This window comes from Streptomyces sp. NPDC004610, from assembly GCF_040609715.1.
Taxonomy (GTDB): Bacteria; Actinomycetota; Actinomycetes; order Streptomycetales; family Streptomycetaceae; genus Streptomyces.
In genome coordinates this window covers 116737-142231 of record NZ_JBEXLA010000012.1, presented here as the reverse complement: position 1 = coordinate 142231, position 25495 = coordinate 116737, and the positions used below count along the sequence as shown (strand labels likewise).

At 73.2% G+C, this 25495-nt stretch carries 28 protein-coding genes; 12 read left to right on the top strand and 16 right to left on the bottom strand.

Annotation, left to right across the window (positions count from 1 at the left end; genetic code table 11):
• Positions 1–55: 55 nt before the first annotated feature.
• Positions 56–3022 carry a lantibiotic dehydratase gene (locus ABZX40_RS15995; protein ID WP_355742117.1) on the bottom strand — a complete coding sequence of 989 codons (2967 nt, stop codon included), beginning with the start codon at positions 3020–3022 and terminating at the stop codon, positions 56–58.
• Positions 3012–4133 (bottom strand): thiopeptide-type bacteriocin biosynthesis protein, encoded by a 1122-nt coding sequence (locus ABZX40_RS15990; protein WP_355742114.1) that lies wholly within the window; start codon positions 4131–4133, stop codon positions 3012–3014. The genes ABZX40_RS15995 and ABZX40_RS15990 overlap by 11 nt, the downstream gene beginning before the upstream one ends.
• A gap of 545 nt (positions 4134–4678) precedes the next feature.
• Here ABZX40_RS15990 and ABZX40_RS15985 point away from each other — a divergent pair.
• Positions 4679–5431, top strand: coding sequence for a DUF1775 domain-containing protein (locus ABZX40_RS15985; RefSeq protein ID WP_355742111.1), 753 nt, complete (start codon positions 4679–4681; stop codon positions 5429–5431).
• 126 nt (positions 5432–5557) lie between these two features.
• On the top strand, positions 5558–6466 hold the full coding sequence (locus ABZX40_RS15980; RefSeq protein ID WP_355742108.1) for a phosphorothioated DNA-binding restriction endonuclease: 909 nt from the start codon (positions 5558–5560) through the stop codon (positions 6464–6466).
• A 13-nt stretch (positions 6467–6479) separates the two neighbouring features.
• Here the strand turns inward: ABZX40_RS15980 and ABZX40_RS15975 are convergent, their stop codons facing one another.
• Complete coding sequence (locus tag ABZX40_RS15975; protein ID WP_355742105.1) at positions 6480–7190, bottom strand: HNH endonuclease family protein; 711 nt, start codon at positions 7188–7190, stop codon at positions 6480–6482.
• Between the two features lie 191 nt (positions 7191–7381).
• Positions 7382–7834 carry a hypothetical protein gene (locus tag ABZX40_RS15970; protein ID WP_355742103.1) on the bottom strand — a complete coding sequence of 151 codons (453 nt, stop codon included), beginning with the start codon at positions 7832–7834 and terminating at the stop codon, positions 7382–7384.
• A gap of 267 nt (positions 7835–8101) precedes the next feature.
• On the opposite strand from ABZX40_RS15970, the gene ABZX40_RS15965 reads away from it, so the two are divergent.
• Positions 8102–8605, top strand: a complete 504-nt coding sequence (locus tag ABZX40_RS15965) for a hypothetical protein (protein ID WP_355742371.1) — start codon at positions 8102–8104, stop codon at positions 8603–8605.
• Here the strand turns inward: ABZX40_RS15965 and ABZX40_RS15960 are convergent.
• The 4 genes from ABZX40_RS15960 to ABZX40_RS15945 form a co-directional block, all read right to left on the bottom strand.
• A complete protein-coding gene (locus ABZX40_RS15960) occupies positions 8599–9885 on the bottom strand; it encodes a hypothetical protein (RefSeq protein WP_355742369.1) in 1287 nt (428 codons plus the stop codon). The two genes, ABZX40_RS15965 and ABZX40_RS15960, sit on opposite strands and share 7 nt — an antisense overlap.
• 490 nt (positions 9886–10375) lie before the next feature.
• Positions 10376–10633: an ASCH domain-containing protein gene (locus tag ABZX40_RS15955; protein ID WP_355742100.1), complete on the bottom strand. Its 258-nt coding sequence runs from the start codon at positions 10631–10633 to the stop codon at positions 10376–10378.
• A 13-nt stretch (positions 10634–10646) separates the two neighbouring features.
• A complete protein-coding gene (locus tag ABZX40_RS15950) occupies positions 10647–11174 on the bottom strand; it encodes a hypothetical protein (protein WP_355742097.1) in 528 nt (175 codons plus the stop codon).
• A 2-nt stretch (positions 11175–11176) separates the two neighbouring features.
• On the bottom strand, positions 11177–11776 hold the full coding sequence (locus ABZX40_RS15945) for a helix-turn-helix domain-containing protein (protein WP_355742095.1): 600 nt from the start codon (positions 11774–11776) through the stop codon (positions 11177–11179).
• A 323-nt stretch (positions 11777–12099) separates the two neighbouring features.
• Between ABZX40_RS15945 and ABZX40_RS15940 the strand changes: the two genes are divergently transcribed.
• From ABZX40_RS15940 to ABZX40_RS15920, 5 genes are all read left to right on the top strand, one after another.
• Positions 12100–14409, top strand: coding sequence for a tetratricopeptide repeat protein (locus tag ABZX40_RS15940; RefSeq protein ID WP_355742092.1), 2310 nt, complete (start codon positions 12100–12102; stop codon positions 14407–14409).
• Between the two features lie 220 nt (positions 14410–14629).
• Positions 14630–15274 (top strand): tellurite resistance TerB family protein, encoded by a 645-nt coding sequence (locus tag ABZX40_RS15935; RefSeq protein ID WP_355742090.1) that lies wholly within the window; start codon positions 14630–14632, stop codon positions 15272–15274.
• Positions 15275–15282: 8 nt separating this feature from the next.
• Positions 15283–15834 carry a cupin domain-containing protein gene (locus ABZX40_RS15930; RefSeq protein WP_355742087.1) on the top strand — a complete coding sequence of 184 codons (552 nt, stop codon included), beginning with the start codon at positions 15283–15285 and terminating at the stop codon, positions 15832–15834.
• A gap of 112 nt (positions 15835–15946) precedes the next feature.
• Complete coding sequence (locus ABZX40_RS15925) at positions 15947–16873, top strand: SDR family oxidoreductase (RefSeq protein ID WP_355742084.1); 927 nt, start codon at positions 15947–15949, stop codon at positions 16871–16873.
• A 280-nt stretch (positions 16874–17153) separates the two neighbouring features.
• On the top strand, positions 17154–17852 hold the full coding sequence (locus ABZX40_RS15920; RefSeq protein ID WP_355742081.1) for a hypothetical protein: 699 nt from the start codon (positions 17154–17156) through the stop codon (positions 17850–17852).
• A gap of 68 nt (positions 17853–17920) precedes the next feature.
• Here the strand turns inward: ABZX40_RS15920 and ABZX40_RS15915 are convergent, their stop codons facing one another.
• Positions 17921–18832, bottom strand: coding sequence for a Dyp-type peroxidase (locus ABZX40_RS15915; RefSeq protein WP_355742078.1), 912 nt, complete (start codon positions 18830–18832; stop codon positions 17921–17923).
• A gap of 248 nt (positions 18833–19080) precedes the next feature.
• The gene (locus ABZX40_RS15910; RefSeq protein WP_355742366.1) at positions 19081–20148 is read right to left on the bottom strand and encodes an aldo/keto reductase; all 1068 of its coding nucleotides are present in this window, start codon (positions 20146–20148) and stop codon (positions 19081–19083) included.
• 259 nt (positions 20149–20407) lie between these two features.
• Between ABZX40_RS15910 and ABZX40_RS15905 the strand changes: the two genes are divergently transcribed.
• Positions 20408–20692 (top strand): antibiotic biosynthesis monooxygenase family protein, encoded by a 285-nt coding sequence (locus ABZX40_RS15905; RefSeq protein WP_355742076.1) that lies wholly within the window; start codon positions 20408–20410, stop codon positions 20690–20692.
• Between the two features lie 35 nt (positions 20693–20727).
• Here the strand turns inward: ABZX40_RS15905 and ABZX40_RS15900 are convergent, their stop codons facing one another.
• From ABZX40_RS15900 to ABZX40_RS15890, 3 genes are read right to left on the bottom strand one after another with little or no spacing between them, the layout of a single operon-like run.
• Positions 20728–21582, bottom strand: a complete 855-nt coding sequence (locus ABZX40_RS15900; protein ID WP_355742073.1) for a helix-turn-helix transcriptional regulator — start codon at positions 21580–21582, stop codon at positions 20728–20730.
• A 6-nt stretch (positions 21583–21588) separates the two neighbouring features.
• Complete coding sequence (locus tag ABZX40_RS15895) at positions 21589–22104, bottom strand: DUF6879 family protein (protein WP_355742070.1); 516 nt, start codon at positions 22102–22104, stop codon at positions 21589–21591.
• Entirely contained in the window at positions 22079–22330 is a 252-nt protein-coding gene (locus ABZX40_RS15890) for a hypothetical protein (protein WP_355742067.1), read from the bottom strand. The genes ABZX40_RS15895 and ABZX40_RS15890 overlap by 26 nt, the downstream gene beginning before the upstream one ends.
• A gap of 231 nt (positions 22331–22561) precedes the next feature.
• Between ABZX40_RS15890 and ABZX40_RS15885 the strand changes: the two genes are divergently transcribed.
• Both ABZX40_RS15885 and ABZX40_RS15880 read left to right on the top strand, forming a co-directional pair.
• A complete protein-coding gene (locus ABZX40_RS15885; protein ID WP_355742064.1) occupies positions 22562–23317 on the top strand; it encodes a hypothetical protein in 756 nt (251 codons plus the stop codon).
• A 23-nt stretch (positions 23318–23340) separates the two neighbouring features.
• Positions 23341–23469, top strand: a complete 129-nt coding sequence (locus ABZX40_RS15880) for a hypothetical protein (RefSeq protein WP_355742062.1) — start codon at positions 23341–23343, stop codon at positions 23467–23469.
• A 58-nt stretch (positions 23470–23527) separates the two neighbouring features.
• On the opposite strand, the gene ABZX40_RS15875 is transcribed toward ABZX40_RS15880, so the two are convergent.
• The 3 genes from ABZX40_RS15875 to ABZX40_RS15865 are packed head-to-tail and all read right to left on the bottom strand — an operon-like array spanning position 23528 to position 24837.
• Positions 23528–23719, bottom strand: coding sequence for a DUF397 domain-containing protein (locus ABZX40_RS15875; protein WP_356162552.1), 192 nt, complete (start codon positions 23717–23719; stop codon positions 23528–23530).
• A 60-nt stretch (positions 23720–23779) separates the two neighbouring features.
• The gene (locus ABZX40_RS15870; RefSeq protein ID WP_355742056.1) at positions 23780–23974 is read right to left on the bottom strand and encodes a DUF397 domain-containing protein; all 195 of its coding nucleotides are present in this window, start codon (positions 23972–23974) and stop codon (positions 23780–23782) included.
• 11 nt (positions 23975–23985) lie between these two features.
• Positions 23986–24837 carry a Scr1 family TA system antitoxin-like transcriptional regulator gene (locus ABZX40_RS15865; protein WP_355742054.1) on the bottom strand — a complete coding sequence of 284 codons (852 nt, stop codon included), beginning with the start codon at positions 24835–24837 and terminating at the stop codon, positions 23986–23988.
• A 110-nt stretch (positions 24838–24947) separates the two neighbouring features.
• On the opposite strand from ABZX40_RS15865, the gene ABZX40_RS15860 reads away from it, so the two are divergent.
• A complete protein-coding gene (locus tag ABZX40_RS15860) occupies positions 24948–25367 on the top strand; it encodes an ATP-binding protein (protein ID WP_355742051.1) in 420 nt (139 codons plus the stop codon).
• Positions 25368–25495 lie beyond the last annotated feature (128 nt).

The following is a 25495-nucleotide window of genomic DNA, read 5'->3' as shown; positions in this document are numbered from 1 at the left end:
AGCGGTTTTTTTTCGGGGTGGTGCCGACCCCGGCCGGCTGCCGGGGCGTTCTGGGTCAGCCGCGCAGTGCGGCCGATGCCGCGTCGACCAGGGCGTCGACGGCGTCGGGGAGGTACGGGGAGCGCAGAAGCAGTTGGGCGGCGCTGCCGGCCGCGCGGCCGTCGTCGCCGGGGTGGGCCGGGTCGGCGAGGGGATGACCGCCGGGCGCCGGGAGCGCCTCCTCGATCAGCAGGCCGCCCCGGTCGTGCTGGGCGCGCAGCCGGTCCAGGGTGCGCAGGGCGGGCAGCGCGTCGAAGTCCATCGGGGTCTGGGAGGCGGGCGGCCGGTCCGGGGCGGGGGACGGCCGGACGAAGCCGTGGCGGGGGATGCCGGTGCGGGCGCGGAGCGCGGCGAGGTGGATCAGCTTGTCCCGGTCGTCGGCCTCGGGGTCCCACAGCAGCGCGTCCGGCACCCGGTGGGTGGCCGGGGCGACGACCACCCGCCCGCCGCCCACGGTCAGCCGGGGCACCCGGTCCGCCGCCGGGAAGGCCGCCGCCAGCCCGTCGAGCCGCAGGATCCCGGCGGTACCGGGGTGCCGGGCCGTCAGCAGCACCCGCAGCAACTGGTCGTACGGCGGCATCGGCGTCCGGGTGGCGTGGTGCAGGGGGACGATCCGCACCCCGTCCGCCTCGGCGACCACCCGGTCGCCCTCGCGGCGCAGGGTGATCCGGTCGAGCGGAAGGTGCCGGGCCCCGTCCGGCGCGAGGGTGCCGTGGTACGGGGCCGGGTCCGGGTCGCCCGTCCACAGCGAGGTGAGCCGGGGGCGGCGTACGGCGTTGGCGGCGCGCTCGGCCAGCGGCGGCACGAGGACCTCCACGAACCGGACTCGCGCGGCGCGTTCCACGGCGGCCAGGAAGGCCCGGTAGCGGGCGGTGTTGTCGTAGCCGCCCGGGGTGAGGGCGTCGAGGGTGTCGGCGAACCGGGCGTCCAGGACACCGGCCGGGGACGCCGACTCCAGCACGGCGAGGGACCCGCCGCCCGCCGCGAGGGGCCGCACGAGGCAGTCCAGCGGCCAGGGCGGCAGCGACTCCTGCGCCTTGGGAGCGCCCATCCGGTCGAGGAGGTCGTCGTCGAGGTCGACTGACTCGGCGTCCAGATGGCGGGCGAGATGGGCGAGGAGCTGGGCGTAGCCGGAGTCGGGGGTGCGGGCGGGGGGCCAGCCGGAGTAGAGGGAGGCGACGACCGTGGTGGTCGCCGTGGGCCGCGCCTCGCCGGGACCGGGTTCGTCCAGGGCGGTCAGGAAGGAACTCAGGGGGCGGGGCCCGGTGGTGAGGCCGGGCAGCGGGGCCGGGCGGTCGCCGGGCGGCTCCGCGCCGTCCGCCCGGCGCAGGGCGTCGATCCGGGCGACCGTGCGCAGCGCCGCGTGGACGGCGTCGGCGGCCTCGGCGGGCACGGTGAGGGGGCGGCGACCGGGGGTCTCGGCACGGCGGTAGGAGTCGAGGAACCAGTCGCCGGGGACGGCCGCGGAGCCGCCGGGCCAGGGGGTGGGGTGGGGCAGGGCGGCACCGGGCGCGGTCCAGCCGCTGTGCACCCGGCGGGGCGCGGCGCAGCTCTCCAGGACGCCGAGCCGGTGCAGATGGGCGAGGAAGTCCCGCAGCGCGCGTCCCGCGGCCTCCGCCCGGTCGCCCGTCACCCCGCCGAGCAGTTCGGCCTCGATCTCCCCCAGGGCCCTGGGCCCGGCGGCGAGCCGCGCGACGACGGCGTCCAGCGGCCGGGTCCGCACGAGCTGGACACGGCGGAGGGTGCCGGGGCGGTCGGGATCGAGGACGCCGCAGGTGAGGTGGGTGGGGGTGGGACCGGGGGTGCCGGGGGGGATGGCACCGGGGGTGCCGGTGGGGGTGGTGCCGGGGGTGAGGGTGGCACCGGAGGTGCCGCTGGGGTTGGCGGTGGGGGTAGCGGTGGGGGTGGTGAAGTGCAGGGCGGTGACGACGATCGGGGTGGCCGGGTCGGCGGTGGTGAGGTCGAGGGCGCCCAGGCGGGTGCGGAGGGTGTGGACGTTGTGGGAGACCTCGGCGGCGAGGTCGGTGAGGCGGGCGCCGGGGGGGATGAGGGGGAGGGGCGGGAGCGGGCCGGTGGCGTCCCGGGCGGCCGGGATGAACGGGGGCGGCGGCCCGACGGCGTCCAGCGCACCCGGGATGAACGGGGGCGGCGGCCCGACGGCGTCCAGCGCACCCGGCAGGGAGGGCGGCGGCCCGACGGCGTCCAGCGCACCCGGCAGGGAGGGCGGCGGCCCGACGGCGTCCAGCGCACCCGGCAGGGAGGGGACGACCGGTACGGCCGCGAGCTGGCCCACCCAGTCCCTCGGGGTCGTCTTCGCCGCCGCGCGGGCCAGCGCCCGCCACAGGAAGGTGCAGGTCTTGCGCAGTCGCGGGCTCGACCAGTGCTCCCCCCGGGCGAGCCGGCGCTCGGCCGTGCCGGTCAGTTCGGGGGCGGTGGAGTCGAGGAAGACCCGCAGCACGGGCCGGGTGCGGACCGCGTCCCAGCACAGCGCGCCGACCCGCTCCCACTCCTTCGCGGTGGCGGCGCCGAGCGCCTCGTACTCCTCGGCGAGCGCCCGGTCCGCCTCGTACAGCTCCCGGGCGCGGTGCCGGAGGGCGGGCGGGACCTCGGCGACACCGGTCAGCAGCCGGTCGTCGGCGGGGCCGGGGGCGGCGCCCGAGTGCAGACGGCGGCGCAGGGCCAGGACCGCGCCGCGCGGTGCGGTGCCGGCGGGGAGGCGGGGGACGACGGTGGTGCCGAGGTCGTCGGCGAGGGCGCGGGCGCGGTCGGCGAGGTCGTGCCGGGCGCGGTGGTGGGCGGCGGCGCGGGCGGAGAGCGCGGGGTTGCCCGCGGCGGCCCAGACGGCGGCGGGGAGCCCGGCGACCCGGAGGAGGGCGGTGCCGTGGGTGGGTGAGGACGGGGGCGATGCCGGTTCCGGGGCGCAGGAGCAGCCGTCGGGACAACAACCACCGGTCGTGCACCCGCCCGTACGGCTATCGGTCATGGCCGCTCACCCCCACCACCGGTCGGTCCACCCGGGGGGACGGCTCGATGGGGGTGCCCTCGGTGGCGAGGGCCTCGGTCAGCAGGCGCTGGAGGGCGGCGGAGAAGCGGGCCCGGTTCCAGTGGAAGACGACGCAGTAGGCGGCGGCCCGGCGGGGGCCGGTGGAGACGGCACCGGCGTCGACGCCGAGGTCGAGGTCGAAGTCGTCGCCGGACGCGTCGCCGGACTCCTCTCCGGATCCGCCACCCGCGTCGAAGTACCCCTCGCGCCAGTCCAGCGCGGCGCGGTGGACGGCGGCGCGGTGGGCGTCCAGGGCCGTGCGCCGGGGTTCGGGGAGTCCGGCGGTGAGCCGGTCCCGGTCCAGGCGCCAGAGGCGCTGGATGCCGTCGATCGCCCGGTCGACCCCGCGCTCGCGGGCCGCCTCGCCGCCGAGGGCGCGGCCCGCCTCCTCGCGCAGGGTCCCCCAGACGCCCCGGTGCTCCCAGCCGACGATGCCGAGGCCGTCGAGGAGTTCGCGCAGCAGGGTGAGCGAATGGCGCCAGTCGGCCGGGGCGGTCAGGGGGCGGGCGGCGTGATGATCCAGCCAGGCCAGGGAATCGGCGGTGAAGAGGGAGTGCACCCAGGGCAGTGCGGCGGGGCCGCCGAAGAGATAGGACTCGGGTTCATAGACCGCGCGCCGGGGATTGCCGAAGATTTCGGGGTGTTCGGCCATGCGCCGGATCACGCGCCGGTGGAGTTCATCGGATGCGCCCGGGGTGGGCGCCTGAAAACGCACCCGCATTCCCGGCGGCTTGTGCATGAAGAAGAAATTGACGGCGGCTCCGGAACTCAGCGACTCCCGGGCGATCTCACCGAGCCGTGCGTAGAGCGCGGGGTACGCCGCCGGGTCCGGCGGGGCGAGATTCAGCTGCGTCCAGCCCGCTCCGGCGTGGTCCGTGCGGAGGGCGGCCAGGCCGGCGGCGAGGAATCTGCGCCGGGCGTCACGCTGCCCGTCCGCGCCGGGAGGCACCGGGACGGCACCGCCTGCGCTGGCGCCTTCCTGGGCCGCGCCCTCCTGGGCCGCCCGCACCTCGTGCAGACAGTCGGCGAGAAACCGATCCAGCGGAATCATCCGGCACCTCACCTCCTTTCTCCGTCCCTTTTCCAACCTATCGGGCTGCTTCGAGTTTCCCCGGTATTCGACGGCACCGAAAGCACGATTTCTGGTCACCGCGGGCATGGATTCAGGGTGTCATTCATTCCCCAAGGCCCTGGACGTATGTTCATATTTACGGCCGGTCGATGACGAGAAGTCCACCACCTTCGGGGTATTGCGGCGGACGGAATGAAAGCGCGGCAGAACCCCCGGCCCTCAGAAAATGGGAATTCCCCCACCCCGAACTCACCACCCCTCGACCCCCACAGCCCCTCGTGTCCCACGCGTCCCCCTGTCCCCGGCCCGGACACCCCGCCCGGCGACGCGATCTCGCCCTCAAGCGAGTGACGCAGGTCACTCGAAGTGCCGGGAACTCGGACCCCCCGCCACCCGACTCCTGGGAGGACGGCCCCACCGCGGGCCGCCACCGCCCGCCCCCCGGCGGGTCAGCCGCCCCAGCTGCCCGCCCATCCGCCCGCCCAACCATCCCCCCGCTGACCGACCAACCCCCGGAGCCCGCCGTGTCCCGTCCCACCGACCCGACCTCCCCCTCCCTCCGCACCACCGCCCGACGGCTGACGACCCTCGGCGCGACGCTGGTGGCGGCGGTGGCCGTCGCCGCGGGCCCGGCGTTCGCCCACACCGAGGTCCAGGCGCAGAACGCGCGCGCCCTCGCGGAGAACGTCACCCTCGACTTCCACGCGGCGTCCGAGTCGGACGCGTCCGGCATCACCGAGCTGGAGGTGATCCTCCCCGAGGGCCTCACCCCCGCCGACATCACCTTCGACAAGGGCCCCGAGGACTGGAAGTACGCCACCACCAGCCGGGGTTACACCGTGTCGGGCCCGGAGCTGGCGGTGGGCGCGGACGCCGAGTTCTCGGTGACGGTCCGCCAGCTGCCGGACGCGGAGGAACTGGTCTTCAAGACGCTCCAGTCGTACGCCGACGGCCAGATCGACCGCTGGATCGAGCTGGAGGACACCGGCGAGGACGGCGGCCACGGCCACCCGGCCCCCACCCTGAAGCTGGCCCCGGCCGCCGCGGGCGCGACCCCGATCCCGGCGACCCCGACCCCCGCGAGCCCCAGCCCGAGCCCCGGCACGGCGGAGCCCACCCCCTCGGTCACGGCCTCCCCCGAACAGGCGGCGGCGGAGACGGACGCCGGGGACGACGGCATGTCGACGGGCGCGGTGATCGGCATCGCGGCGGCGGTCCTGGTGGTCCTGGGCGCGGGCGCGTGGTGGCTGCGACGCCGGGGGACGGGATCGGCGTAGCGGAACGGGCACCGGAACAGGCACCGGCACGGCGTGACGGACGGGCACGGGACCGGCGTAACGGCCCAACGGCCCAACGGCCCCCGACCTCGGCGGGTTGCCGGTGAGGCCCTAGCATCGTCGGCCATGGAATGGCTGGAGCGGGCCGCGCGGCTGCGGCAGTGGAGCCGGGGCGGGGCGCGGGCCCCGCACAAGCCGTTGCTGCTGCTCTACGCGCTCGCCCGGTTCCAGGAGGACGCCGGGGGCGGGCTGCGGTACAGCGCGGTGGAGGACGATCTGCGGCGGCTGCTCGCCGAGTACGGTCCGCCGCACCCCACGACACCGGCCTACCCCTTCCACCATCTGATCGGTGACGGGGTGTGGGAGGTGCGGACCGACCTCGGGCCGGGCAGCCCCGGCACCGGGGTGCGGGAGTTGCGGGAGTCGGGGGCCACCGGGCGGCTCGTACCGGAGTTGCGCGGGGCGCTGGAGCGGGAGCCCCGGTTGCTCGGCGATCTGGTGCGGCTGCTGCTGGACCGGCACTTCCCGCCCTCGCTGCACGAGGAACTGTGCGACGCGGTGGGCCTGCTGCCGGAGTCGGTGGAGACCGGCGAGCGGCGGTACGCGTACGGGCGGGTGCAGCGGCGCGACCCCCGGATCCGGGACCTGGTGCTGTCGGCGTACGACCACCGGTGCGCGTTCTGCGGCTACGACGGCCGGCTCGGGAAGCGTTCGGTGGGGCTGGAGGCCGCGCATGTGCGGTGGTGGGCGTTCGAGGGACCGGACACCCTGGACAACGCGCTGTGTCTGTGCGCGCTGCACCACAAGCTCTTCGACAAGGGGGTACTGGGGATGGCGGACGCCGTCCCCGGCGACGGCGAGGCGGGGGCCGGGCACCGGGTGCTGGTCTCGGCCGAGTTCACGGGCGGCGGCGAGGCCGCCCGCCGACAGGTGCTCGACCTCGCCGGACGGGCGCTCACCGGGCCCCGGCCGGGAGCCCCGGCGGTCGCGGCCGGACACCGCGACTGGCACCGGGACCAGGTCTTCCAGGGCTGAGGCCCGCCGTGCGTCACGCCGCCGGGTCGTATGTCACCGTCGTCGTCGGACAGCCCTCCGCGATCCGGGCGAGGGCGTCGTCCTCGGTGGTGTCGACGGTGAGGCCCCAGCGGAGTTTCGTGGCCACCCATTCCGCGGTGTAGCGGCAGGTGGACTCGACGGCGGTGGGCAGCCAGTCGGCCGGGTCCTGGTCGGACTTGCTGCGGTTGGACGCGGCGGAGACGGCGACCAGGGAGGTGTCGGCGCCCTGGTCGTTCGCGTACGCCTCACGGCGTTCGGCGGTCCACTGGGAGGCGCCCGAGTCCCATGCCTCGGCGAGCGGCACCATGTGGTCGATGTCCAGGGCGGACGCGGAGGTGATCCACCGGGCGTCGTAGTACGACCACCAGCGCCCGCCGGAGAGCTTGCAGCCGGGCGCCACCTCCGGCGCCTCGACCGCCTCGGCGAGCAGCACCTCGGCACGGGTGTTGCAGCCGTCGGACGGGATCCGGCCCGCGTTCCAGTGTTTGAAGCTGGTGCGCTCGTACCCGGCGCGGGACTCGGCGGCAGGCGGCAGCACGGCGACGGCCGCCGCGAGGGACAGGGTGCGCGGCTGCGCCCCGGCGGAGTACGCGGCGGCGGACGCGGCAGGGCGGTACGGCTCGGCCCCGGCGGGGGACGCGGCGGTGAGGACGAGCAGGGTGGTGGTCAGCAGCAGTGCGGCGCGTTTCAGAGGGGTGATCACGCGTCGCAGGATTGACGGCACTTCACCCCATCGAGCGGCGTGACTCGAACGAATGCGCCAGGTGGGGGTGCGGGTTCACCGTCCGGTGGGGCGGGGCGTCCGGCCGGGGGTGTCAGTACTTGCTCGGCCGGGGGGGCCTCCGGCCGGGGAGTGTCAGTGCTGCTCGGCCGGGGGCCTCCGGCCGGAGAGTGTCAGCGCTGCTCGGCGCGGGCCGTCGGCGCCTGCGGGTCGTACATCGCCAGGGCCCAGATCACGAAGACGTCGATGGCCATCATGAACACCGACCACAGCGGCTGGTACGGCAGGAACAGGAACTGGGCGACCAGACTCAGCGAGGCCAGCGCGATACCGACCACCCGGGCCCAGGCGGCGCCGGAGAGGATGCCCCAGCCCGCGATCACCGAGATCACCCCGAGGACCAGCAGGATCCAGCCCCAGCCGGTGAGGTTGATCTTGTAGACGTAGTCGCCGACCCGGGTGTAGATGTCGTCGGCGGCGATCGCGGAGATGCCCTGGAAGATCACCAGCAGGCCGTTGAGCAGCATCAGCACCCCGGCGAAGGTGACACCACCGGCGGCCCAGGGGCTGTTCGGCGCGTGGGAGCCGGTGGGTGAGGGTGCTCCGGGGTGGGGCTGTGCGGTCATGGTGGGGCTCCGTTCGTGGGCGCCGGGCGGCGGGCTTCGGGCTTTGGGCCGGTCCGTCTCCGACCCTTCGACGGTGCGGCCGAACGGGTGGTCCGGCCAGCCGCGGGCGGCCGTTCGGGTGACGGGGCGCGGCCCGCGCGTGCGGAGGCCGTCCGGCGGCGCATCACTGTGGGGACAGCACCGGCCGGGGACGAGCAGGGAGTAGGCGCAGTGGCGGCACAGCAGTGGACACACGCAGGTCATCGGGTACGGCGGGCGGCCCTCGCCCTGCTGACGGCGGCGGTCGCGGCGGGCGGTGCGGCGGGCTGCTCCAACGGCTCCTCCCCGTCCGAGGTGGCGAGCAAGGCGGCGTCGGCGGCCTCGTCCGTCGGCTCCCGGGCGACCGGCGCGGCGAGCAGCGCCGCCTCGGCGGCGGAGTCCCTGGCCTCGCAGGGTGCGGACACCCTGGCGTCGGCGAGCGCCGAGGCCCGGAACAAGCTGGACGAGGTCAAGGGCGGCGTCGACGCCGGGAGCGAGGTCTCCCTGGCCGCCCCGGCCACGGCGGGCGACGGCCGTACGACGGTCGAGGTGACGGCCCGGAACACCACCGACGCGGCCAAGTCGTTCGCCGTGGAGGTGGACTTCAAGGACCCGGGCGGCAATCTGCTCGACGTGGTCGTGGTGACCGTCGCCGATGTGGCGGCCGGGAAGTCGGCCACGGCGACGGCCCGCAGCACGCACGATCTCTCCGGGACGGTGAAGGCGGAGGTGGGCCGGGCGCTGCGCTACTGACCGCCGCCGGAGGCGGACCCGGCGGCGGACTCCACCGCCCCCTCCGGTTCCTCCCCCGCGAGGAACTCCACCACCGCGAGCGCCAGGACGAAGCAGAGCGCGATCCCCACGACCACCCACCCGGTCGGATACGACCACACCAGATACACCACCACCGCCACCACGACCAGCGCCCAGACGATCCAGACGCGACGGCGCCGGACGAACGGGCCCACCGGCCCGGTCCGCAGCCCGGCGCGGTCCGCGACGCCCCGCAGCGCGCCGATGCCGTCGCGCCACAGCCGCCGCACCCGCCCGGCCCGGCGGCCGGGACCGGAGAGCCAGGCGGCGAGGGCGATGACGACCCCGAGCACCACGACCACCCGCACCCCGGTGTGCAGGAAGCGGGTGAGGGTGTCGTAGACGGCGCCCGCGGCGGGCTGGGAGACCCCGGCCGGGAGGGCGTCGAGATAGACGGCCCGGAAGGCGTCGAGCCCGATGCCGAGCACGAGCGCGGCGAAGGCCGCGCCGAGGCTGCCCGCGACGAGCGCCCGGCGCCGCCGTACCGCGGCCAGCACCCCGGCGGCGATCAGGAGCACGGCCACGACCGCCAGCCAGTTGCCGGCGAGTTGCAGCAGCCGTACATAGGTCCTCACCTTGCCGACCTCGTCCGAGGTGACGAGGGTGATGTCGGTGTGGACGGTGGGGATGCGCCCGGCGACGCTCAGTCCGGCGTCCACGAGCCGCTGTTTCACCTGGGCGACGACGGGGCCGAGATCGAGGGTGACGGTGTTGCCGTTCAGCTCGACCGCGCCGCCGCCCTTGCCGGTGAGGGCCTTGTCGAGGGCGGCGTGGGCGCGGCGGTTGGCGTCCGTCCACAGCGTCTGGAAGGCATCGGAGGCGGCCACCTCCCGCGCCTTGTCGTGCACGAAGCTGCGCAGAGCGCCCTCCAGGGAGTCCCCGAGCCTCCCCAGGGCCTGTTCGAGCCGGGGCCGGTCGGTACGGGGGACGCCGGAGAGCAGGGTGGCGAGGTCGATATGGGCCATCAGGGCATCGGTGACCCGGTTGGCCACGGCGTCCTGCACGGCCGGTTCCCCGGCCAGCGGCGCCACCGTGTCGACGTACCGCCCGGTGTCCCCGACCTCGTCGGCGGCCCAGGTGGCGACGATGGCGAGGGGCACGAGCAGACACCCGAGCACGATGAGCACAGCACCCAACGCGCTCCGCGCCCGATGCCGGGACGGCGCCTCCACACCCCGAGTGCGCTCCAGGGCGGCGATACGGGAACGGAGGTCGGCCATGTCCTGCGGGGCGGGGGCGGGGGTGGGGCCGGAGGTTGGGGTGGGTGTGGCGCCGGGGGTGGGGCCAGGGCCCGGGGCGGAGTCGGACGCGGAATCGGGGCCGGAATCGGGGCCGAGGCCAGAACCAGAACCAGGACCGGGACCGGGACCGGGACCGGGCCGGTCGTCGTCGCCGTTGCCGTCCGCCATGCGCGTGCCTCCGGGTGCCGGTGCTGCCACCGGTACGGAGGTCCGGCCCGGTAGTGCCACGGTCGCCCGGGGCGGGGGGCGGCACGAGTGGGTGGGGGCCGAGCGGGTGAGGGGGTGTCCGGCACGCGGGGCGGGGCGGGAGGGTCGGACGGTCTTCAGTGGCCGGTCCCTTCCGTGCCGCCGGTCGTTCACCGCCGGGCGGAGTCCACCCGCCGGTGTCCATCCGGCACTGCGGCAGGACCCGGCCGTCGTCGGTCACCACGGTGGCCGAAGAAGGGGTTCCAAGAAAGAGCGAAGAACGTCAGGCCCCGGTCTGGGGGACGGCGGCGTTGTCCTCTGCGTCGAGCATCGCCTCGAAGGACGTGTACTCGTTCAGGGCGGTGATACGGGTGGTCAGAGTGTCGTCGCCGGAGGTGAATCGCAAGCTGTCGCCGACGGCCAATCTGCGGATCTTGGGATAGCCGACGCGGATTTCGATGGTCTTGGAACCGGCGGCGATCAGGTCGAAGTAGGGCTTGCGGATGGTGAGTGCGTGCTGGGCGGGCGGCTCGGTGGTCACGGGTCGTTCTCCTTCACGCTCCGGTCGAGGTGGCGGTCAGGGACGGGCGAGCGGCGGCTGTGAGCCGTTCGCGCAGGCCCTCGACGGCGGTCCGGCGGGGATAGTGGCGGGTCAGGAACGTGGTGAGGTCACCGGCCCGGCCCAGGACGGAACCGACGACGCGGGCGGAGTCGAGGGCCTGATGGCCGAGGGCGACGGCGTCGTCGGGGGCGCCGAGCTGGGCATGGGCGATGGCGAGGTCGATACGGGCGATTGCCTCCCGGCTCGGTGAGCGGGACGCCTCGGGCGCCGACTCATAGGTCATGAGCGCGTGTTCGGCATGTCGGCGGGCCTGTTCGGCCTGGCCGAGCCAGATGAACGAGGTCGCCGGATACGAGGTGAGCGCGTAGTCGGCCAGCGGCAGCACGTCCATGCCGAACCGGCGGGGCGAGCGGGGCGGTAGGAGCCGATGGGCGTCCTCAGCGGCGTGGAAGGCGGCGGTGAAGCCCTCCACGTCGCCGTCGGCCGCCGCAGCACGAGCGGCCTGGGCATGCAGCCGCACGGTCAGTGGATGGTCTGCGGGGGCTTCGGCGAGGCCCTTGAGGGCTGCTTGGCGGGCACTGTCGGGCCGTTGTTCATACAGGTTGATGGTTCCGGCCAGGTCCCGGCGATCCCGGCGAGCGGTTCGCCCTGCCACAGGTCGTCCGCCCGGTCCAGCAGATCGAGCGCGGTCACGGTGTCGCTCTCGCGCAGCGCCCGGCTCTGGTTGACCCAGGCGGTGTAGCGGCGCAGGTCCACCCGGTCCTGTTCGGCGCGCAGCACATAGGAGTTGGTGCGGCTCTCGATCGCGGGCGCGGCCCCTCCGGCGATCCGGAGCACGCGCCGGATCCGGGACACATGCACGTGCAGGGCCTCGCGCGCCTTGGTCGGCGGATGGTCGTCCCAGACGCGGTGGATCAGGGTGTCTACGCTGACGATCCGTCCGGCGTCCCATGCGAGTGCCGCGAGACACAGACAGGTTTTCGTCGGTCCCGGACCACTGCGGCGCCCGGCGGCCCGTACCTCGACCGATCCGGAGAGACGGATCTCGAACTCCACCAACTCCACCAGCGCCTCCCGCCGGTAGGACCGGCCCTCTGCTGGCCGGGCATTCGAGCGTGCCATGAACCTGCCATCGCCGCCATATCCGACTGGTTCAGGACGGGACTACGTCCAAAACCCACCCCTGCGAGCGGCCTTCCGTTCACCGTCCGCCGGGAGGGGGGAGGGTCCGGGGAGAAGTTCTTGGAACGGCCATCGACCCGGCGGCGGGCGGTGACTCGGGTCACCGGGACGGTCGGCCGCCGTGCGCACAGAAGGGGGCTACGCGCGTGGAGGACCGGCGGAGGGGTCAGGGTAGGGACGCGGGTGGGGATGGGGATGGGGGTGGGGACTCGGGTGCGGGTACGGGGTCGGGTGCGGGTACGGGGTCGGGTACGGGGGTCGGGGTGGGTACGGGTGGAGGCTCGGACGGGGATGCGGGCACCTCCGCCCTCACGGACCGGTTGCACCCAACACCCCCACCCCCACCCCCTGGCCCCGATTCCGTCGGCAACACCATCGGCGGCGAGCCCGTCTTCCACGGACCCACCGTCCAGGCCCGGGACATCCACGGCGGCCTGCACTTCCACGCCGCACCCCCACCCCCACCCGCACCCGCACCCGCCCCCACCCCCGCACCCCCCTCCCCCATCCCCCGTCAGCTCCCCGCCGTCACCGCCCGGTTCCTCGACCGGGAGGCCGACCGGCAGGTCCTGGACGAGGCCCGCAGCGGCCCCCACCCGCACGCCTCCCCGCTCCTCGTCGTCACCGGCCTCGCGGGCGTCGGCAAGACCGCCCTGGTCTCCCGCTGGCTGCACGAGCACACCGGGAGCTTCCCCGACGGCCATCTCTACGCCGACCTCGGCGGCCACACCACCGAGGGCCCGGTACCGCCCGGCACCGTCCTGGAGGCGTTCCTGATCGCGCTCGGGGTGGCGTCGGTCCCGGCGGGGACCGCGCAGCGCGGCGCCCTGTGGCGGTCCGTCACCTCGGGGCTGCGCCTCGCCGTGCTGCTGGACAACGCCTTCACCGCCGCCCAGGTACGCCCGCTGCTGCTCGGCTCGCCCACCGGGCTGACCGTGGTGACCAGCCGCAACGCCCTGACCGGGCTGCGCGCGGACGGCGCCCGCGTGCACCGCCTCGACGGGCTGCCCACCGAGTCCGCGGTCCAGCTCCTCGCCGACGGCGGCGGCCGACGTGTGACCCATGAGCCGGCCGCCGCGCAGGAGGTGGTGCGGCTCTGCGGACGGCTGCCGCTGGCCGTCTCCCTGGCCTCCGCCCAGCTCGCCGTACGCCCGCACCGGCCGCTGTCCGCGCTGGCCCGGAGCCTGTCCCTCGGCCCCGGGACCTCGGGGGCGCTGCGGGTCGACGGGGAAGCGGTGTTCGCGACGGCGCTGGATCTGTCGTACGGGCTGCTGCCGCCGACCGGGGCCGCGCTGTACCGGCGGCTGGGCCTGCTGCCCGCCGACCGGCTGGACCCGGATCTGATGACGGCGGTCCTGGGCGACGACGAGGACCCGGACGGCGGCGACCCCGCGGACCGTACCGATGACGCCGTGCAGGGGCTGGTGGAGGCGCATCTGCTGGAGGAGACCGGTCCGGCGACGTACCGGCTGCACGACATCGTGCGCCCGCACGCCCGCCGCGCCGGGGAGGAGTTCGAGAGCGCGGAGGGGCGGGAGCGGACGCTCGGGCGGTTCGTCGACTGGTGTCTGGCCACCGCCGCCGAGGCCGAGCGGATCCTCACCCCGAGCCACCGCCTCGCCGCCGGACACGAGCCTCCCACGACCCCGGGGAGCCCGGCGGAGCCGACCCCGGCGGAGCCGATCCCGGTGGAGCCGACCCCGCTCCCCGACGCCCAAGCCGCGCTGACCTGGCTGGACACCCACCGCAACGGCATCATGGGCGCCATCCGGTACTGCGCCGCCACCGGCCGGGACAGATCCTGCTGGCGGCTGGTGGACCTGGCCTGGCCGCTGTTCCTGCGGCTGCGCCCCTCCGAACTGTGGGTCGAGGCGCACCGGCTGGGCCTGGACGCGGCCCGCCGCGACGGCTCACGGGCCGGGGAGAGCCGAATGCTGACCTCGGGCGCCATCGGCCTGCGCAACGCGGGCCGCTACCCGGAGGCCGCCGAGTGGTACGGGCAAGCGCTGGAGCGGGCGGCCGAGGACGGCGACGTACGCCAGCAGGCGCAGGCGATCAGCGGACTGGGGCACATCCGGCTGCTGACCGGCGACCCGGAGCGGGCCCGCGCCCACTTCGAGGAGGCGCTGCGGCTGCGCGAGTCGATCGGCTACCGCCGGGGCGCCGCCCTCACCCGCCGCCGCCTGGGCGAGACGGCGGTGGCGGCCGGTGATCTGCCCGAGGCGGCCCGGCAGCTGACCACCGCCCACGAGGAACTCCTCACCCTCTCCGAGTCCTACGAGGCGACCCGGGTGCTGGCCCTGCTGGGCCATGTCCGGGACCGGACGGGGGAGCGGGAGGCGGGGCTGCGGGCCCTGGACGAGGCCCTGGAGCGGTTCCGGTCCGGTGACACCCGCTCCGAGCACTGGGAGGCCCGCTGCCTGGAATGGCTCGGCCAGGCAGCGGACTCCCGGGGCGACACCGCGGGGGCGGCGGCCCACTACCGGGCGGCGCAGGCCCTGTTCCGGCGCCTGGACCCGGCGGACGCCGACCGTCTCACCGAACGGCTGGCGCGGCTGGAACGCGCGGACTGACCGTCGGCCTTCTCCCAGCCGGGCGCACCGGCGGACGATCCGAACGATCCGGACGATGCGGCGGAAGCGGACGGGAACGGTCCGCGTAGCCCGGATGCAGGCGGCTGATCGGGGTTCGCCGGGGGACGGGAGGTGAGGGAACTCCCCTGGGCGGGCAGACGTTGCCAGAACGACGACAGAAGTGTGATGACGGTAGACGGCAGAGGCCGAGGTGGCTGGCATGGCGATGTGGGACCGGATCAAGGATCAGGCCAAGGGCCTGCAACAGCAGGCACAGGGGCGCGGCTCCGGTGGGCAGGGCGGGCATGGCGGGCAGGGTGGGCATGGACAGCCGGGGCAGAGCGGTGGCCTCGGTGGGTTCGGGGGTCAGAGCCAGTCCGGGCACGGCAGCGGGCACGGCGGCTCGTCCGGGGGCAGCGGCGGCTCCAAGGCCCAGCTGGTCAGCGCGCTCAAGTCGCAGCTCACCTCGCTGAAGGCGGAGCTGAAGAGCGGCGCCTACCGGGATGCCAGCATGGCGATGTGCGCCCTGGTCGCGGCGGCCGACGGCCATGTCGACCCGGCCGAGCGCCAGCATGTGGAGCAGCTGATCCTCAGCAATGACGTGCTGTCCAACTTCCCGCCGGAGCAGTTGCGCCAGCGGTTCAACAAGCATGTCGACCAGCTCGCTTTCGACTTCCCGCAGGGCAAGACCCAGGTCCTCCAGGTGATCGCCCAGGCCGGGAAGAAGCCCACGGAGGCGCGGGCCGTCATCCAGACCGGCATCGTGGTCGCGGGCGCCGACGGCTATGTGGCCCCGGCGGAGGAGCAGGTGCTGCGCGAGGCGTGCGGGGTGCTGGGCCTGGCCCCGCAGGAGTTCGGGCTCTGACGCGTCCGGTGTCCACCGCCGATGTCCCGGCCGAGGAGGTCGCCGCCCGTCACGGGCTGCGGCCCCTGCCGGTCGAGGGCGGCCTGTTCCGGCAGACCTGGGCCGGCCCGCCCGGCCCCGACGGCCGCCCGGCGGGCACGGCGATCATCGTCCTGCTGACGGGCGCCGAGGACGCGGGGGGCACCGGGGACTTCTCGGCGCTCCACCGCCTCCCCACCGACGAGGTCTGGCACTTCTACGAGGGCGACCCCCTCACCCTCCTGACGCTGTTCCCGGACGGCACGGACCGGCTGACCCGGCTCGGTGGCCCCGGCGGCGAGGTGCAGACCGTGGTGCCCGCCGGAGCCTGGATGGGCGCCCGCGTCGCACCCGGCGGACGCTGGTCGCTCTTCGGCACGACGATGGCCCCGGGCTTCCTCCCGGAGGACTACGACGGCCCCGACCCGGACGAGGTGGAACGCCTCGCGTCCCGCCACGCCCACCATGCCGACCTGATCCGCTCCCTGCACCGCGCTGACGCCCCTGGCCGGATGACGGGCGTCGACGGCACGGGCGGATGACGGGCGGCTGAGCCCCTCGCCGCCGGGGACGGTCCTCGACGCGCCCCCAGCCGGACCGGAAGCCCGCCCCCGACCGCACCCCGCCCCCGCTCCCTCCCCCGGAGACCCGGCCATGACCGACACCCCCCGCGATCCCGCACTGCCCGCACCACCCACACCGCCCGCACTGCCCCCGCCCTCCCCGCTGCCCGATCTGCGCGGCCGGGTCGTGCTGGTCACCGGGGCCAGCGGCGGAGTCGGCGGCGGAATCGCCCGGCAGTTCGCGCGGGCCGGGGCCGACGTGATCGTGCACTACCACCGGGGCCGGGAGCGGGCCGCCGCGCTCGTGGCCGAACTCGCGGAGATCACGGCGATGGACGGACACGCAACCGCAACCGGCACCGGCACCGGCACCGGCACCGGCACCGAAGCGGATACCGGCCCCGAACCCGGACGTGGCCCCCAAGCCCTGGCCATCGGCGCCGACCTCACCCGCGAGGAGGACTGCCGGAGGCTGATCGAGGAGAGCGCCGCCTGGCGCGGCGGGCGGCTGGACGCGCTGGTCAACAACGCCGGGATCCAGCCCGTCACCCCCCTGGACAACCTCACCCGCACCGACTGGCGGGGCATGTACGACGCCCATGTGACCAGCGCGTTCCTGTGCACGCAGGCCGCCGCGCGGGTGATGCGGGAGCGGGGCGGGGGAGGCGCGATAGTCCATATCGCCTCCGTCGAGGCGCACCGCCCCGCCGCCGGGCACGCGCACTACAACGCCGCCAAGGCCGCCCTGGTGATGTTCGCCCGCTCGGCAGCGCTGGAGTACGGACCCGACGGCATCCGGGTGAACACCGTCTCCCCCGGTCTCGTGGACCGCCCCGGCCTGGCCGCCGACTGGCCCGAGGGGGTGCGCCGCTGGACCGAGGCCGCGCCCCTGGTCCGGCTGGGGCGCCCGGAGGACATAGGAAACGCCTGTGTCTTCCTCTGCTCGGACGCGGCGAGCTGGATCAGCGGCACGGACCTGGTCGTGGACGGCGGAGTGAGCGCCCGCCCGACCTGGTGACCCCGGCGCCGCAACCACCCCCCCACCCCCACCCCACCCCCACCCTCACCCCCCGTACTCCCTACCCACCAGTACCCGCACCCCCACCCCACTCAGCGTCCCCGCCCGCTCGCCCACCGCACACATCGCAGCCGCATACGGCGAATCTGCGCAGGAGCGTCACACAGGCTGCACACAGGGCCTCTGAAGCGTCGTTAGCGTTGCTGGCCGCTCGATCCCACGTGCGAACGTGATCCGGCCGCGGCCCCGGCCGCCGGCGCGTCAACCCAGGAAGACGGCGATGGACTACTGCTCTTCGTGCCGCCGGCATCTCAACGGCGCCCTGGTGTGCCCCGGTTGCGGCGCCTACGCGCCCGACATCGCCCCGGCACCGTTGCCGACGAGGGCGGCGGCCCCGTACACCCCGCCACCGCCCGAGGAACCGACATCGCCCACCCCCCTCACCCCGCCCCTGGCGCACGGCCGGGCGGCGCGGCGGCGGCAGTTGGCGCGGCTGAAGAAGAGCCAGCGGCGCGCGGTGCTGGCCACGGCTGTAGCCCTGGTGGGCGGCGGGCTGACGCTGTCCACGATGGACCGCGGCGGCTCCGGCGACCGAGCCCAGGCGGCGACCGCCCCCGAGACCCCCACGGGCATGGGCGGCACCGACGTCGAACTGACCGAGCCCCCCACCACCCCCCGCACCACCGAACCCACTCAACCCGACACCCCCACCACCCCCAGCACCCCCACCACCCCGGCACAACGCACCGCGCCCCCCGAGGGCAGCGACCCGCGCCCGCAGACGCAGAACACGCCACCCCCGTCGACCACCACGAAGACGCCCCCACCCCCGGCCACCACCCCCGCCCCGGCACCCCCGGAGACCACGCCACCCCCCACCACACCCACCACCCCACCCCCCACCCAGCAACCACAGCCCCCCGACGACCGAACGAACGACGACAAACTCTGCCTACTGGTCATCTGCCTGGGCGGCTGAGCAAGCAAGTGAACGCAGCGAGGGAAGGGGAAGGGAAGGGAGGAGAAGCAGGGGAAGGGGAGAGACCCTCAGTCCCCCTCCTCCTCCGCCGCCTCCTTCAGGAACCGGGCGGACGGCGCGAAGAAGGCGGTGCCGGTCACGGCCCGGGAGAAGTCCAGGATCGGATCGGGCGCGGCGACCCCGTCCGTGCCGAGGAACATCCGGCGGAGCATGGTCGCGGGCACCTCGGGATCGCGGGCGTAGACCACGAAGTACGTGCCGAACTCACCGTGTCCGGGCCGCCCGAAGGGCATCGCGCCGCGCAGCACGCGCAATTCGGTGCCGTCGGGCGCGGTGAGGGTGTTGACGTCGACATGGGAGCCGGGGGCGTCGTCCAGCTCCAGATTGGTCTGCTTGGTGCGCCCGATGACCCGTTCCTGCTCCTCCACGGTGAGCTTGCCCCACGCCTCCACATCGTGGAGGTACTTCTGTACGACGACGTACGAGCCACCCGCGAAGGCGGGGTCCTCGTCCCCGACGAGGGCGGTGTCGGCGGCGAGGTCGCCGACCGGGTTCTCGGTGCCGTCCACGAAGCCCAGCAGATTGCGGGAGTCGTAGTACGCGAAGGTCTGCACCTCGTCCTGGACGCGGGCGGCGTCGCCGAGGCGCCGGACCAGTTCGGCGGCGAGGGCGAAGCAGAGGTCGGGGCGGTCGGCGCGGAGATGGAAGAGCAGGTCGCCGGGGGTGGCGGGGGCGCGGTGGCGGGGGCCCGCGAGTTCCCGGAAGGGGTGCAGGTCGGCGGGGCGCGGGCTGCCGTAGAGGGCGTCCCAGGCGGTGGCGCCGATCCCGGCGACGCAGGTGAGCCGTCCCTCGGGGTGGCCGAATCCGAACGACCGGGTCAGCCCCTCGACCGCGCCCAGCACCTCCCGGGCGACGGGGGCTCCGCCGGGTTCGAGGGTGAGCACCAGGAAGACGGCTGAGGAGGTCGGCGGCCCCGCCACCGCCTGGGGTTCGGGCGACCGCGACGGCAACCGTGCCGACGACTGTGACGACGACCGCGACGACGAATGCACCGGCGGAGACGACGACCGATGCGTCGACTGCTGCTGCGACGGCGGTCGCCGTATTCGGGATGAAGGCGGCTCGGGTGACGGCATGGTTCCCCTCTCGGTCCGGGGTCTCCCTGCCCGCCGCCCGTTACGCCCACACCTGTCGGCATCCTTTCAACTCCCCCGGAAACGGAGGGATATCAGCCGCGGCCGGTATCGGTCGCCGGACGCTCCGCCACGGGTCGGCGCCGCAGCCGGGGGTCGGTCAGGGACGCGGGCCGCCAGACCCCGTCGACCTGATACAGATCCGTGCCGGGCGGGACGATCGCGTCCAGCCGGTCGAGGGTGGCGTCGTCCAGCACGAGGTCGGCGCCCTTGAGCAGGGCGTCCAGCTGTTCGCCGGTGCGCGGGCCGATGATGACGGAGGTGACGGCGGGATGGGCGAGCGGAAAGGCGACGGCGAGTTCCGGCAGCGTCCGCCCGAGCCCCGCCGCGACCTCCACCAGTTCCTCCACCACCTCCAGCTTGCGGACGTTCTCGGGGAGCCGGGGGTCGAACCGCCCGGGATTGAGCGCCGGCCGACCGGTGGTGAGATCGATCACGCCACCCTTGCGGTACTTCCCGGTCAGGAACCCGAAGGCGAGGGGGCTCCAGGTCAGCACGCCCATCCCGTACCGCTCGCAGGTCGGCAGCGCGGACCGTTCCACGCCCCGCGCCAGCAGCGAGTACGGCGGCTGCTCGGTCCGGAACCGGGGCAGCGCCCGGCGCTCGGCGACATGGTGTGCCTCGGCTACCAGTTCCGGCGGAAAGCTGGAGCAGCCGAACGCGCGGATCTTGCCGGCCCGCTGGAGATCGCCGAGAACCCCGAGCGTCTCCTCGATGTCGGTGCTCTCGTCGGGCCGGTGCACCTGATACAGATCGATCCAGTCGGTGCCGAGCCGGGTCAGGCTCTCCTCGACGGCCTTCGTGATCCATCGCCGCGAGTTGCCGCCCCGGTTGCGGCCCTCCCCCATCGGAAAGTGCACCTTGGTGGCCAGCACGACATCGTCCCGACGCGCCCCGCGCAGCGCCTTCCCCACGATCGTCTCGGACTCGCCCGCGGAGTACATGTCCGCGGTGTCCACGAAGTTAATCCCCTGATCGAGCGCGGAGTGGATGATCCGCACACAGTCCTCATGGTCCCGGTTCCCCACGGCCCCGAACATCATGGTCCCCAGGCAGTAGGCACTGACCTCGATCCCGGTACGGCCCAGGGGGCGGTAGCGCATGCTCGTCGTCATGGGGCGGAGGGTAGGCGCTGGAGCGCACTCCAGGACAAGGGCTCGGGCCCGGGACCATCTCCCGCCCGACCGCCGTCTCCCGCCAGACCGCCGTCTCCCGCCAGACCGATGAGTCCGGTACGACCGATGAGTCCGGTACGACCGATAGGTGCGGCCCGCGACCGATAGGCGCGGCCCGACCGATGAATCCGGCCCGCCGCCCCGGTCCACCCCTACGGCCACCACACCCCCTCCCGAAAGGAACACCATGCTCATCATCGCCGGAAAACTGTGGGTGGAACCCGAGGACCGGGACGCCTACCTGGCCGGATGCGTACGGGTCATCGAACAGGCCCGCTCCGCACCCGGCTGCCTCGACTTCACCCTCTCCCCCGACCCGCTCGAACCGGACCGCATCAATGTGTACGAGCGCTGGGAGTCCGAGGAGGACCTCACCCGCTTCCGCGGCTCGGGCCCGGAGCCGGAGCAGTCGGCACGGATCCGGGGGGCGGAGGTGCGGCGGTACGAGATCTCGGGGGTGGGGGAGGCGTAGGTCATCGCCTCCGGCCCAGCCGACCGGGTCCGCGCTCAGTGGAGGGCCTTGATGGCTCCCAGGATCAGTGCGCGGGCGTCGGCGCCGTACACGGCCAGTTCAGTGAGCCGCGCGAACGCTCGCAGGTAGATGTCCATCTCGCCCGGGGCAGTGACGGTCACCTTCGCCGCGAGCAGTTCGACATGAATACGCGAATCGTCGAACACAGTGAACTGTTCCAACGGCCACATCGCGCCCTGGCGTGGTGTGCCGGCCGGGATGATGCCCAGGGACATGGAGGGCAGGCTCATCGCGGCAAGGAGGTTGCCGAGCTGGCCGATCATCACGTTCTCGTCGCCTACCCGGTGATGGAGGACCTGCTCCTCGATCACCGTTGCGAACCGGTGGTCTCCCTCATGGATGACGCGGCCTCGCCGCATACGGACTTCGACCGCTGCGGCCACGTCGTCAGGGGTTCCGCGAAAGCCCGCGATCGCTCCCATCAGGGCGGACGCGTAGCCAGGCGTCTGCAAGTAACCGGGCATGACCTGGGAGGCATAGACACGAAACAGTCGGGTGCGCTCGTACAGCTTCGCGGACGACTCGGCCAGCTGCCTCATTCCCGTGCGCTGGAGCCGCTTCCAGTGCAGGTACATGGCATCAGCCTGCCGGTTCGCAGCGATCAGGTCGTCCGCCTGATCATCGGCGCCGCACGCCGAGCACCAGGCACGGATATCCGCGTCAGCCGGTGCGGTGACCGCGTTCTCGATCCGGGACGACTTGGCGACGGACCAGCCCGCCAAAACTGCCAGTTCCTTGCCGGTAATGCCCGCGTCCAGGCGCAGTTCCCGCAGTCGGGCCGCCAGAGCCACACGGGCTTCCTGCGCGCTGGACGTGGGGAAGGGGGACATCTTTGGCTACGCGACCTCGTACTCGTCGTGCGGGGTGGCTCGCTCCCACACCTGCTCGAACGCCGCCGAATGCTGGTCGACCACGGCAGGGGCGTCACACAGTTCTCTGCTGATCCATTCGCCATCGCCCGAGAAATGGTGGACCCGTAGCAGGGCGCCGTCGAAGATCCACAGATCAGCGCCCGGGAGCAGCAGGTCCCAAGCCCGATGCCGAGGCAGCCACCGCACGTGTTCCCCTGCTTCCACATTGGCGCGTGTCTGATAGTGCTCCCAGCGGATGTACTCGGTGACCGGCTCGGACACAACCCTCGCTCGGCGCAGGTGGACACCGCGGGCGGTAGCGTCAGCGATGTCCTGGTGGAACGGCCGCCACCACGAGGCACGGTCATCCCAGTCGACGCGTCGGCCCTCCTGCCATGCCTCAAAGCGAGGGTTGCTGTAGTAGGCATCGCGCATCTCCAGGTGCACGGCCGACTCTCGTGTGCTGGCCAGGAGTTCAGCGAACTCCGGGATCGAGTTCATCGCACGCCTTTCTGATGATCGGGACCATTCGGGCCGGGATCCTGATGACGGTCTCGCCGGGCGGGATCGGTGCCCGTGCCGGAGACAGCGCGTCGCAGGAGGCCATCGTCTCGTTGTCGGCCTGATAGCTCTGGATCAGCAGGTCCTCCGACTGCGTGTCCACCCAGACTGTGGGGCATCCGTCCTCATCCGTCTCGGGGTCGATCCCGACGAAGTGAATGGTCATCGTGCCTGGCCTTCCTCGCTAGTCGGTTGCAGCGATTTGCACCACATTCGTGGCCCCGTGTCGCAGGGTCAAGAGCCGATGTCGGCCAGACACAGCACCGTCCAACTGGGGTGTAATTCGGTGCAACTTGCTGGCCAAGGCCGTGGCCTGCTTTCTAGCGTCGAGAGATACGACGAAGCCCCGGCGCGGCAGCGGAGCCCCCGGGGGCTTGCCCGACCGGTTGGAGTCGACGTGGCCGAGAGCACGCAAACCGAAGCAGCCCCTCGCGATCCCTCCGGGTACGGCTGGTGCGCCTGGCACCAGAACTACGCGCGGGGCGTCCGGCTGATCGAGGTCATCGAACAGGGATCAGGCCCCGGCGCGCACGGCACCCTGTTCGCCTGCCGCTCGTGCCGTAGCTCCTACGGCTTGGTGCCGCTCGCCGACCAGGCCGATGAATCCGACCAACTACCCGCGAAGGAGACCAGCGTGAGCGTGCCGCCCAACCCCGGCCCCGACCCGGACCCCGCACCCGGCCCGGTGCCTGCCCTCCCGCGCCTGCTCATCAGCGAGCGCCAGTTCATCAGCTGCCGCGGCACCGTTCTGGACGCCAACCCGGACATGTCCGAGGAGATGGCCGACCGCATTGTCGAGGAGGCCCTGAAGTTCGTGGCGGCCTGCGCGGCGCACCCCGTCGCCGGGCTCGCCCCCTCCCGGATCGTGGACGAGGGCTGGCATGCCCTGATTCTGCACACGGCCATGTACGCCGAGCTGTGCGAGACGCTGGGCGGCTTCGTCCACCACTATCCCGGCTATGACCCCACGGCGTACGACCCGCCGATCCTGGACCGCACCCGCGCGAAGATCGCGGATCTCGGCTGGGAGGCGGACCGGGAGCTGTGGGGGCCACCGTCGGACGAGACCCTGGTCTCCGTGGCGGCGAACTGCCAGCACGCCCCAGAGTGCTCCATTGTCATCACGCCGAGGCCGAAGCCCGGCATCCTCTAACCTCCCGATGGAAGGGAGGCAATGTGTCCGAGTGGATCGACCCGCGCTACGCGCAGCTGGTCGCCGCGTGGAAACGCACGCAGCGGCCCGACTCCCATGACCCACAGCGGGAGCGGCCCGTACGGGGCTTCGTGCTCCCGCCCAGGCCGTGAACCGGCAGCACCCCCTGCGGCCCCGGCTGGCATCCGCCGATCGGAGCCGCCGCCCGGTCTAGACGAGGTGATCGAACTCCCCTGCCTTGACCCCGGCGAGAAACGCCGCGAGCTTCACCGGAGTCGTCGTGACTATCGACTCCGGGTCCTCGCTCTCACGCAGGAGGATCGCGTCGCCCCGTGTCGCCAGCTCTAGGCAGTCGCCCTCCGCGTCCGTCGAGAAGGACGACTTCTGCCACTGATGAGCCATATCTCTCATACCTCCACTCTTCTGCCGATCGAGGAAGAGTCACGACGGAGCCCGGACGATCTAGACGAGGTGATCGAACTCCCCCGCCTTGACCCCGGCGAGAAACGCCGCGAGCTTCACCGGAGTCGTCGTGACTATCGACTCGGGCTCCTCGCTCTCACGCAGGAGGATCTCGTCACCCTGCATGGCAAGTTCAATGCAGTTGGTGTCCTCTGCATCCGTCGAGAAGGACGACTTCTGCCACTGGGGATCCATGTCTCACACCTTCACAGTTGCTGGGCCATGTCGTGGATGAAGTCACGCGACCGGACTGCGTCGAGTGACCGCTCTTCGGTTCTCTCCAAGACCGCCCGGAAGTTTGCGAGACGGGTCTCGGCATCGACGAACGCGGGGCCGTACGGGGTATCGGTCTGAACGGTGTCGAGCTGCGGAACCGGCCCGCACACATAGAGTGTCGAGTTTCCGGCGTTGGGGAACCCGCCTATGGCGAACGGAATCACACGGATAGTCACGTTGTCCCGCTCAGACTCCTTCAGCAGATGGCTGAGCTGTGCTCGGGCGACAGTTCGTCCACCGAATTCTAGGCGCAGCGCAGCCTCGTGAATCAGGAAAGTGCACGTGGGCGGGCTCGGCCGGTCCAGTACGTCTCGGCGTTTCAGTCTCAGCGAGAGTTGGCGACGCAGACCGACATCGGTCAGCGCAGGTACCGCCTGGGCGAACACCGCACGGGCGTAGTCTTCGGTCTGAAGCAAGCCCGGCATATGCATGATCTGCACGGAACGCAATGCGGCGGCGTGATGCTCAAGTTCCGAGAGGTCGACCGCGTTGGCCGACAGGACATCCCGATAGGCGTCCCACCAGCCCTTCTTACGGTCCTCAGCCATGGCGGCAAGGGCCTCCACATACTCGGCGTCGGCGCAGCCGTAGTGCGCGGCCCAGGTGCGTACCCGCTCGCCGCTCACTCCGAACCGGCCCAGCTCGATGTTGCTGATGCTCGTCCGGTCCGTGCCCAGTTCGGCTGCCGCGACGGCGAGTGAGAGACCCGCCCGCTCTCGAATCCTCCGCAACTCCACACCCAGTCGGCGCTGACGTGCGGTAGGCGCCTTTCTGGCGGCCATCGAATCTCCATTCGCCCACTTTATTAGCCGTGCTCGCCCATGATGTTAGCCCAGTGCGCTACCGTCTCTCCCAACACCACCCAGCCACACCAGCGTTGGGAGACACCCCCATGTCCATCACACCCCCCACCTCCTACCGGCTCACCACAGCCAACGTCCTCACCGCCCCCGGGGTACTGCGCGATCTGGTCGCCTCCTTGCTCCGCTCCACCGGGCACGCCGCCCTCGCCGAGTCCGCTCGCCTCTGCACCAGCGAGGTCGTCACGAACGTCTACCAGCACACCCGAACGCCCCTCATCCACATGGAAGTCACCGTCTCCGACGCCTCCGTCACCGTCGCGGTGCGGGACGATCTGCCGGGGGTGCTGCCGCTGCACCCCGTCGGCGGGGACGCCGAACGCGGGCGGGGGCTTCTGCTGGTCGACGCCTGTGCCGATCGTTGGGGGACGACGACCGTCCACGGGGGCCTCACCCCCGCCTCCAAAACGGTCTTCTTCCGGATGGAAACCGGCGGCCGAGGGAGCGCATGAAAGCGGGGCTGCCCCGCCGACCAGGGGCAGCCCCGCTGCGTGCCGCCGAGGGGAGGTGTGGTGCGGGGGCCTTGCCATGACAGCCGTGGGGGTTGACCAACTGCCGGCGACCCGCACGCCCGTCCCCC